Annotated in this window: 2 protein-coding genes; both read left to right on the forward strand. The window is 59.5% G+C overall.

All coding sequences use genetic code 11. The features are described 5' to 3' along the window. Positions 1–492 precede the first annotated feature (492 nt). Positions 493–1,800: a group II intron reverse transcriptase/maturase gene (gene ltrA, locus AC5ZFO_RS47415; protein ID WP_496124189.1), complete on the forward strand. Its 1,308-nt coding sequence runs from the start codon at positions 493–495 to the stop codon at positions 1,798–1,800. Between the two features lie 611 nt (positions 1,801–2,411). Beyond that, positions 2,412–3,719, forward strand: coding sequence for a group II intron reverse transcriptase/maturase (gene ltrA / locus AC5ZFO_RS47420; protein ID WP_496124189.1), 1,308 nt, complete (start codon positions 2,412–2,414; stop codon positions 3,717–3,719). Positions 3,720–3,840: the final 121 nt, after the last annotated feature.

A 3,840-nucleotide genomic window follows, 5' to 3' on the forward strand; every position in this document is an offset into this window, starting at 1 on the left:
GGTGCGCCCCGACGGCGCGTATTACCAGTGGAGGAAGGATCCACCCAGAGAGTTGTCGATTGATCTGGTAGCTGACGAGCGGTTTGGACGAGCAATCGGACGGATCGAAGCCTCGTGACAAAGGTCGCTTTAGGCGGCCGAGCAATCCAGCGGGCCGTAACGTGAGTGAAGCCTGAGCACGCCTCGAAAGTTACGATGTGAATGCCGACCCGATCGTATGGCGGGGAAGGCCGTGCGGACAGGGAAGCAATCGACGCACGCACCTGTCTGGTTCACCGGGGTAATGGGCACGGCACGTTGGAAAGGTAGTACGGGTAATCGGGGGAGACCCGTCTTGGTCGAAGGTCGCGCCTTCAGCATTGAGCAGTCGATGGACCGGACGGGAGTCGGACAGGGTCAAAGGTACCGATGAAACCGGGTAATTCCGGCGGAGGAAAGGACCCTGACTTCAGGTGCGCTTTTGAAGATGGCGAGGGAAAGGGTAGATTGGCGATGAGCCTTGAAACGCCCGATAAGATCAGGAGCCTTCAGAGAAAGCTTTATTGCAAAGCGAAGGCGGAGCCTGCCTTCCGCTTCTACGTGCTGTACGACAAGATCTGCCGCGAGGACATTCTGAGCCATGCCTACAAGCTGGCCCGCGCCAACGCGGGTGCGCCGGGAGTGGACGGAATAACTTTCGAACAGATCGACGCGTCGGGACTCGAAGCATGGTTGGCTGGCCTGCGCGATGAACTCGTCACGAAGACCTATCGGCCCGATCCGGTGCGGCGGGTGATGATCCCGAAGCCCGGCGGCGGCGAACGTCCGCTCGGTATCCCAACAATCCGGGACCGGGTCGTCCAAGCTGCTGCAAAGATCGTGCTGGAACCGATCTTCGAGGCGGATTTTGAGGACGGAGCTTATGGATATCGCCCGCGCCGCAACGCGGTCGATGCCGTCAAGGAAGTGCACCGGCTTATGTGCCGGGGCTACACAGATGTTGTTGACGCCGATTTGTCGAAATACTTCGACACGATACCGCACTCGGACCTCCTCAAATCGGTGGCCCGACGCATCGTCGACCGGAATGTGCTGCGGCTGATTAAGTTATGGCTGCGAGTACCGGTCGAGGAGCGGGATAGCAACGGGAAACGGCGCATGAGCGGCGGTAAGAGCAACAAGTGTGGCACGCCACAGGGCGGTGTCATCAGTCCGCTGCTCTCCGTCATCTACATGAACCGGTTCCTGAAGCATTGGCGTCTCAGCGGTCGGCGTGAAGCATTCCATGGCCAGATTATCTCCTATGCCGACGACTTCGTCATTCTCAGCCGCGGCCACGCGGAAGACGCATTGACGTGGACGAAAGCGGTGATGACCAAGCTTGGGCTGACACTCAACGAGACTAAAACCTCGGTGAAGAATGCCCGATTGGAAAGCTTTGACTTCCTTGGGTACACGCTCGGACCCCGCCACTTCCGCAATGGGGGGCGGTGGTATCTTGGCGCGGCTCCGTCGAAGAAAAGCGTGCTGCGGATCAAGAGGAAGGTCAGCGAACTGCTGACGCCGGGCAACAAGGGCGCTTGGCCCGAAGTACAAGCACGACTGAACCGCCTTCTGCGCGGCTGGTCCGCTTACTTCAGCTATGGCTCGCTTGCTACGGCTCATCAGGCCGTTGATCGACACGTCTTTGACCGCGTGCTCGCCTTTCTGCGCAGACGACATAAGACGCCAGGACGTGGCGTCAGACGGTTCTCTGATCAGATCTATGGGAATCCTGGCGTACTTGTGCTGAACCGCGTGCGCAAAGTGTCGCCGACGTGAGCCTTGTGACGAAACCTGTCGGAAAGCCGGATGCGGGAAAACCGCACGTCCGGTTTGATGAGCGGGGAGAGGAAACGGAACGCGCGACAAGCGCATCACCGCGCCTCTCCTCGACTCTACGTGCGCCCCGACGGCGCGTATTACCAGTGGAGGAAGGATCCACCCAGAGAGTTGTCGATTGATCTGGTAGCTGACGAGCGGTTTGGACGAGCAATCGGACGGATCGAAGCCTCGTGACAAAGGTCGCTTTAGGCGGCCGAGCAATCCAGCGGGCCGTAACGTGAGTGAAGCCTGAGCACGCCTCGAAAGTTACGATGTGAATGCCGACCCGATCGTATGGCGGGGAAGGCCGTGCGGACAGGGAAGCAATCGACGCACGCACCTGTCTGGTTCACCGGGGTAATGGGCACGGCACGTTGGAAAGGTAGTACGGGTAATCGGGGGAGACCCGTCTTGGTCGAAGGTCGCGCCTTCAGCATTGAGCAGTCGATGGACCGGACGGGAGTCGGACAGGGTCAAAGGTACCGATGAAACCGGGTAATTCCGGCGGAGGAAAGGACCCTGACTTCAGGTGCGCTTTTGAAGATGGCGAGGGAAAGGGTAGATTGGCGATGAGCCTTGAAACGCCCGATAAGATCAGGAGCCTTCAGAGAAAGCTTTATTGCAAAGCGAAGGCGGAGCCTGCCTTCCGCTTCTACGTGCTGTACGACAAGATCTGCCGCGAGGACATTCTGAGCCATGCCTACAAGCTGGCCCGCGCCAACGCGGGTGCGCCGGGAGTGGACGGAATAACTTTCGAACAGATCGACGCGTCGGGACTCGAAGCATGGTTGGCTGGCCTGCGCGATGAACTCGTCACGAAGACCTATCGGCCCGATCCGGTGCGGCGGGTGATGATCCCGAAGCCCGGCGGCGGCGAACGTCCGCTCGGTATCCCAACAATCCGGGACCGGGTCGTCCAAGCTGCTGCAAAGATCGTGCTGGAACCGATCTTCGAGGCGGATTTTGAGGACGGAGCTTATGGATATCGCCCGCGCCGCAACGCGGTCGATGCCGTCAAGGAAGTGCACCGGCTTATGTGCCGGGGCTACACAGATGTTGTTGACGCCGATTTGTCGAAATACTTCGACACGATACCGCACTCGGACCTCCTCAAATCGGTGGCCCGACGCATCGTCGACCGGAATGTGCTGCGGCTGATTAAGTTATGGCTGCGAGTACCGGTCGAGGAGCGGGATAGCAACGGGAAACGGCGCATGAGCGGCGGTAAGAGCAACAAGTGTGGCACGCCACAGGGCGGTGTCATCAGTCCGCTGCTCTCCGTCATCTACATGAACCGGTTCCTGAAGCATTGGCGTCTCAGCGGTCGGCGTGAAGCATTCCATGGCCAGATTATCTCCTATGCCGACGACTTCGTCATTCTCAGCCGCGGCCACGCGGAAGACGCATTGACGTGGACGAAAGCGGTGATGACCAAGCTTGGGCTGACACTCAACGAGACTAAAACCTCGGTGAAGAATGCCCGATTGGAAAGCTTTGACTTCCTTGGGTACACGCTCGGACCCCGCCACTTCCGCAATGGGGGGCGGTGGTATCTTGGCGCGGCTCCGTCGAAGAAAAGCGTGCTGCGGATCAAGAGGAAGGTCAGCGAACTGCTGACGCCGGGCAACAAGGGCGCTTGGCCCGAAGTACAAGCACGACTGAACCGCCTTCTGCGCGGCTGGTCCGCTTACTTCAGCTATGGCTCGCTTGCTACGGCTCATCAGGCCGTTGATCGACACGTCTTTGACCGCGTGCTCGCCTTTCTGCGCAGACGACATAAGACGCCAGGACGTGGCGTCAGACGGTTCTCTGATCAGATCTATGGGAATCCTGGCGTACTTGTGCTGAACCGCGTGCGCAAAGTGTCGCCGACGTGAGCCTTGTGACGAAACCTGTCGGAAAGCCGGATGCGGGAAAACCGCACGTCCGGTTTGATGAGCGGGGAGAGGAAACGGAACGCGCGACAAGCGCATCACCGCGCCTCTCCTCGACTCTACT

The organism is Bradyrhizobium sp. Unk1 (assembly GCF_059512345.1).

Excerpts from the sequence above, each read along its gene's own strand:
- ltrA (WP_496124189.1), top strand. The coding sequence starts at position 493 with ATGAGCCTTGAAACGCCCGATAAGATCAGGAGCCTTCAGAGAAAGCTT.
- ltrA (WP_496124189.1), top strand. The coding sequence starts at position 2,412 with ATGAGCCTTGAAACGCCCGATAAGATCAGGAGCCTTCAGAGAAAGCTT.